The organism is Microbacterium sp. NPDC055665 (assembly GCF_053618035.1).
In genome coordinates this window covers 1-5,950 of sequence record NZ_JBSHGY010000019.1, presented here as the reverse complement: position 1 = coordinate 5,950, position 5,950 = coordinate 1, and the positions used below count along the sequence as shown (strand labels likewise).

At 62.1% G+C, this 5,950-nt stretch carries 3 protein-coding genes and 1 pseudogene; 2 read left to right on the top strand and 2 right to left on the bottom strand.

Annotation, left to right across the window (positions count from 1 at the left end; genetic code table 11):
* The coding region (locus tag ACWGO6_RS19040; RefSeq protein ID WP_452327673.1) for a hypothetical protein at positions 1-1,610 on the bottom strand (1,610 nt) is incomplete at its 3' end.
* Between the two features lie 468 nt (positions 1,611-2,078).
* Here ACWGO6_RS19040 and ACWGO6_RS19035 point away from each other — a divergent pair.
* Positions 2,079-2,372, top strand: a complete 294-nt coding sequence (locus ACWGO6_RS19035) for a helix-turn-helix domain-containing protein (protein WP_452327672.1) — start codon at positions 2,079-2,081, stop codon at positions 2,370-2,372.
* Between the two features lie 13 nt (positions 2,373-2,385).
* Entirely contained in the window at positions 2,386-5,622 is a 3,237-nt protein-coding gene (locus tag ACWGO6_RS19030; RefSeq protein ID WP_452327671.1) for a DUF11 domain-containing protein, read from the top strand.
* A gap of 101 nt (positions 5,623-5,723) precedes the next feature.
* Here ACWGO6_RS19030 and ACWGO6_RS19025 read toward each other — a convergent pair.
* Positions 5,724-5,950, bottom strand: a pseudogene (locus tag ACWGO6_RS19025) (hypothetical protein); the annotation flags it as partial.

Genomic DNA, 5,950 nt, shown 5'->3' with positions numbered 1-5,950 from the left:
TTGGCTTCGCTCGACGCATCCACCGCCGCATCCTGATCGCCGTCCACCGACACCGCAGAGTCAGCATCCCCCTCAACCGCGGCAGTCGCCGTAGCCGCCGCCGTCGCCGTAGCCGTAGCCGTAGCCGTAGCCGTAGCCGTAGCCGTAGCCGTAGCCGTAGCCGTAGCCGTAGCCGTAGTGTCACCATCGACCGCAGCCGACGCGCCCGCCTCAGCCTCCGAATCCGCGTTGGCTTCGCTCGACGCATCCACCGCCGCATCCTGATCGCCGTCCACCGACACCGCAGAGTCAGCATCCCCCTCAACCGCGGCAGTCGCCGTAGCCGTCGCCGTCGCCGTCGCCGTAGCCGTAGCCGTAGCCGTAGCCGTGGTGTCACCATCGACCGCAGCCGACGCCGACGTGGTGACATCGATGGACGGATCTGGTGGGGCGGCCGCCTGGGTGAGTCGAAGCGTGAAGCGGGATTCCCTTGTGTTGGACAGGACGATCTTGGACTGTTTGTTGTGCGCTTGCACGCCGAGACCTGGCTGCGTGTTGTTGTTCAGTTCATGAGCGAACTGCTTACGAAACACCAGCTCCAGGGGCTTCCTCAGCACAACGCCGGGCTTCCGAATGATCTCCACTCCGTTCGGTGTGTAGCGAATGTCGATCAACTGCCGGAAGTTGCTCGACGATCGTGCGGTGTCAACCACGAAATCGAATCCGTTGAGCGAGGACTCGTCTTCGTACACTGCGCGACCGGGGAATGTCTGCGCTTCATCGTGGAACCATGGCAGGGACTCGTAGCGCTCAACGACCTGATCGATTTCCGCGAAGTATGGAGTCATGTCAAAGGGTTCAACGGTTTTCGTTCCATCGACCACAACGAATCGGTTGACTTTGAAGTGGCTGAGCTCAAGATTCGGCAGCGGGCCAGCGATCAGATCACGAGCAAACAGATGCCACAGTTTGACCTGGGTAGCCATGAGGGCAGCTGTTGCTTGGAACGAGTCCACGCGCAGCGGGATCAATCCGTTCGTCGAGATCCTCAGCCCGTGCTTCTTGGCCACCTGAAGGCCAGCGTTGAGGGCGTGGTGGATCTCGGCTGCAGTCGAGGCAGGGACCTGATCAGACAGGTCGAAGAAAAACGAACCTGCGGGTACGTCATAGTCGACGTGCAGGATGTCGATGCACATCAGAATGAGGTCGGACAGGTATCTTCCCGTACCTGGGTCCTTCCCGAAGAAATAGTACGGCACTCCCATGATTGGTGATCCATCTTCGTAGCGAACCTTCGGGATCTCCATGCCGTCGTGAGCGGCTTCGATCTGATCCGCGTCAAGGTACGCGACGCTCAAGGAGTCCCGCGGGAAGATCGTTGGGCGCTCGTCCCATTCGACGCCGGGAACCTCGGAAATCGGTGAAATGACGGGCGCAGAATCCTCAGCCGCTGAAGCTTGCATCGGCGCGGCTACCATAAACGTCACCAACAGCATGGCGATCCACCATCTCAGTCCCTTCATCGCTTCGCGTTTCCCTCCCGTCGATCTGCTCTTCGATCGGACACCCTGTTTCCTGGGCAGGGCATGGGCACGGTAAAGGCGCCAATGGTGCGGTTGAGTCTTGGTCATAGGGATTGCCTTACGTTCGAGGGCGACTTCTTCGTTGCGGTATGTTGCAAGACCTCCTCACCGCGTCTTGGTCACGGCGGTATTTGTCCCCCTTTCGGGGGACAAATACGCCGCCCTCGGTCCGTCAGACGGCCGATGCACCTCGCGCCGCACGGCCACTCAATCAAGGTCGAGTCGCGTCATGAAAGATCCGCTTTGGTCTCTCGACCTAGGGGATCATCGCGACCGGATGCAAAGCGAGACGAGGATGATCACCCGCCCGCAGCGGATCCCGAGTCCCGGGGTAGTCGACTCGCGGAGGCAACTCCGACCGCGAGCGACCGCACCCCACGCCTCGCCTCCCGCATCACCGACGTCTCGGTCTTCGAAAAAGGAAAGCGCACCTTCTTTTCTTGGCTTCAGGGGTCTGGCAACATCCTTGAGGGGTTTCGCATCGAATTGAAGAGGAGAGAGAAATTGCCTTCTCGGGTGCTCGAACTCTTGGCCATTCGGTTGCGGTTGTTTCGAGCCGGCCGACGCCTGTCCCAACAGGAAACCGCACATCTGATTGGCTGTTCGGTCCCGACCTATCGGTTGCTGGAGCAGCCCAGCCCAGGCACGGGCCGTATAGCCGATCCGAAACTCAGCACCATCATGAACGTACTGACCACGATCGGCGTCGATGACCAATTGGTCAAAGCTCTCTCGGCCGATTTGGAAGAAGAACTGCCGACGTCAGGTGGGCACGGCGCCAGCGGGTCAGAAAACGTGGACGACAAGTAATTGAGAGTGTGGCATGACTTCAACGAAGCGCAGCAACAGCATGCTGTTTTGGCGGGAACGAACGCGGCGTCGCCAACGCCGCATCAAGGCTGCGTTGCTCATCAGCTCGCTAGCTCTGGGGTCCGGAATGGGCGCATCGGTCCCTGCCAACGCCGATGCAGGCACGGCGCGGATTGAGATCCACCAGACGAGCGAGGCCGCGCAGCCAGCTGGCAGCAGGTTCCAGTACTCGGTCGCATTCACATGCTCAGCACTCGACACGGCAACATGCCTGAGAAGCGGAACAATCAGAATCCCACTCGGCGTCGCCGGAGGGTGGGACGTCGAATTTCCAGCGCTTCTCCCCGACGGTGTACGAAGCATGACGAAGCAAGGCAACGGAGCCGACGGCTACTCCGTGGTGGTCGACCTTGTGGATATCGTCGGTGCCTCCGACGCGATCATGCTCGACTTCCACCTGAAGTCCCCGATCGGCCTCGCCGATGGGACGAGCTGGGCCTTGACGCCCGTACTCACGGGCGATGCCCTTGAACCGGTCGCTGGCAACACAGTGACATCGAGCGTCACCTCTACGCCATCGGCATTCGAAGTGACGCTCCGCGACCGCGCAGACAAGACGTACTACGTCGGGCAAACCATCACGTGGTGGAGCATGTTGAAGTGCCTGGGCGGATCCCCTGGCCAACAGTGGCCGGCGGAGTTCGTTGTGTCCTTTTCGATGCCCGAGGGGGTCGAGTTCATCTCACTCGGGAATGGGTCGGATTGGGAGTATGACGCCCATACCCGAACAGCTTCCGCGGTCAGAGGAGGAGAAGTCTGCGGGGACGCCTCCGGAGCATTCTGGGAGGTCAGCGCCGCCGTCACCGATGGCGTGGCGTCTGGGACGATCCTTACCGCGGAGGTTGCGGTGACTGCGGTGTGGCCAACCTCTGCAGGTACGACGCAGTCGGCAACGTGGGCCGTCCAAGTTGTCGACCGCGAAGACCCGAAGGGCAAGTTCTACAAAGACGCGACGGGACCGCTTCGTGCAGGTGCCGACCGTCAGTCGAGCAATCACGGTACCTTCCCAGGCGCCGGGCGAGGAGTCTCTTCATTCACGGTGGGAGTGCGCGATGTTGATGGCGAAGCGGGAGATCTGCGGTTTTCCGTCTCGGACGATCTCCCTTGCCTCGACGAGGTGGAGAGCGGGTTCATCTATCAGAGCGTTGACGAAGGCGGCATTTGCGCGCGGCCCGCGTGGCACCTCACGCACGTGACGCCATCCACTGGCGCCAACGCTCCCCTCGGCGCGGCGCCCAGCGTGACGGCGACACTCGTCGACGGATCGGAGATGATCCTGCCGTTCGCAGAGGGAGAGTGGGCAGTGCCCGGCGATGCCCTCGGGAAGATAGCCCGTGTACGCATCTCTGAGGTGGGTGCGAACACTCAGAGTGGCAACAACACACGATTCAATCTGCTGGGCTACGCCGACGACACTCTTGAGAACGGCGACGTCATCCGCAATTTTGCAGAAGTCTCCAGCAACTCTCAGATCAGCTCGCGTGCTGTGTCCCAAACCAGGATCCAGTCGCTGTCAGACCTCTTCATTCTCAGCGAGCCGCAGATCGGCGTGAGCAAGTCGTCGTATGTCGACGGCGCTGTGCTCAAGTGGCAGATAGTGGGCAGCGTGCATTACCCCCGGGCGCTGGAGGAGGACATCGTGATCACGGATCTGCTACCCGCGGACTCCGCATCCCCGTTGGAAGACGGCACGATGACCGTGATCGGCGAAGTATCGGTACCGGTGCAGGTCCTCGAGAACTTCGCCGGAACGGGGCGCACTCTCCTCCGCTGGGCGATCACACCAGAGATCCTGGCGGACAGCGGATTCCACAACGGGATCAGTACGTCGTTCATGATCACGTACCCCGCAATCACGCCGTACGCAGGAGCGTATACGAACGACGTGGCGATCTTTCTCACGCCACCTGTCGGCTTGGACATGATCTGCACGAGAGACAACGTGGTCGAGCGGGATCCGCTCGACCTCGACGGGCGGCCCGAAACGCATCGTCACTGCGCTGCTTCGGCAACGGTCACTGTCGCGTCGGGACCGGGGGTCTCGTCGGTGCGCCTGCAGAAGTATGTGAAGGGTGACGCAGATAGCGCATTCCGAGGAAGCCCGGCGGTCGGACACGTTTCCGACGAGGGGAAGGCGCAGTACGCACTGTCATTGCTGAACACGGACCCCTCACACTCGTTGACGGACGTCGTCCTCTACGACGTGTTCCCGCACATCGGAGACACCGGCGTGACGAGGCAGTCATCGGGGATCCCTCGAGGATCCGAGTTCTCGATTGCGTTCGATGGGATCTCATCGCGGTCTCCCGGAACGATCGTCGAGTACTCCACCTCGGAAAACCCCTGCCGCGATGAAGTGTTCCCGAACAGTGAGAACCCCGATTGCGTGGACGATTGGACCGAAACCGCCCCACAGAGTCTTGCTTCCGTGACGGCGATCAGGGCCAGGTCGACAGACAGCATCGGGTATCTGGAGGGTCTTGATGTGACCATCGATGTCGTGGTGCCGCTGCACGAGCATGGCGGGATCGCGTGGAACAGTGCTGCTGCGACCGCGTCCACCAGGAATGGCGGACCCGCAATGCCCGCGGTTGAGGCAGCCAAGGTCGGCGTCACCCGCTCAGGGCATGCGGATCTCACGTTCTCGAAAACCGTAGATTCGGAAACTGCCGCGGTTGGCGACCTCCTCACCTACACGATTGCGGTCGAGAACATGGGCACTCTCCCGGTCCGTGATGTGCTGATTACCGATACCCTTCCGCACGGGATGGAGTTGGTTTCGGTCTCTGATGACGGGGAAGTATCAGGGCAGACGATCGAGTGGGCGGTGGGCGACCTGTACCCGGGGAGTCGCAAGGTGGTCAGGGTTGAGGCGAGGGTCACGGCGGCTCTTGCCGGCGTGACCGCGACGAACTCGGTCGTCGTCGCCGGCAGCAGTGACGACACAGTGATGGCCGGTGTGCCGACCGCTGACACGATGTGCCCTGACCAGCCGGGGGCGGCGTGCGCGAGCACGCAGATCATCACCGGCGCGGTGGCCATCGGCGACCTTGCGGAGACGGGATCATCGCTGCCGATCCTGGTCCTGACGACCTCCGCGTTGGCTCTGATCTCCGGTGGATTGCTGCTGGTTGCCAAGCGCCGGCGAGGCATGACGCGCATGAACGTTCCACCGACGGGTCACCGCTGACGGCGACCGACCGCACCGCCAAGGAGTGCGCTCAGGGGACCATCGACGCGGTGGCCCCTGAGCGCAGGCTTATGTTCGTCGATCAAGCCCATTGCTGTTGGCTAGCCCGCGTTCCCGCTGGATGGCAGTTCGTCAAGCACCTCATCGCCGAGGAAGGTCTCCTCCGGCGTCTCGTCGGCGACGGCCTCAGCGGGGGCCGGGGCGACCGGTGCGTCGGCTCCGGTGATCTCCGTCGGCAGCGAGTCGTCGGAGAAGATGCCGTCGGGGCGGATGAGTTCCTTGACCTCGGCCATGAAGCTCGACAGCTGCTGCTGCTGCCACCGCAGCT